The sequence below is a fragment of the Citrobacter sp. Cf136 genome (assembly GCF_030333815.1).
GTDB classification, from domain to species: Bacteria; Pseudomonadota; Gammaproteobacteria; order Enterobacterales; family Enterobacteriaceae; genus Citrobacter; species Citrobacter freundii.
Genome location: NZ_JAOWFE010000027.1, coordinates 1 through 227, shown reverse-complemented (window position 1 = coordinate 227; position 227 = coordinate 1). Strand labels below are relative to the sequence as shown.

Below are 227 nucleotides of genomic sequence, written 5' to 3'. Positions count from 1 at the left end.
TCGAATTTCAGTTCGTTAAATCCGCCACCTTTGTAGGTCTTCGAGCGGATGGTCATCTGCGTTTTCGTGCCCGGCAGGCTGCCCGGCGAGCGGTTATCCTGGTGGTAGGTGCGGCCCATAATAATGGGCTGGTCCGGGTCGCCGTTCAGGAAATCCACTATCACTTCCTGACCCACACGCGGAATGGCGAGGTTGCCGAATCCGGCACCGGCCCACGCCTGTGACAC

At 59.5% G+C, this 227-nt stretch carries 1 protein-coding gene; it reads right to left on the bottom strand.

From position 1 onward, the window contains the following. A partial coding sequence (locus OGV98_RS00565) for a phage baseplate assembly protein V (protein WP_286550933.1) occupies positions 1 to 227 on the bottom strand: 227 nt, incomplete at both ends.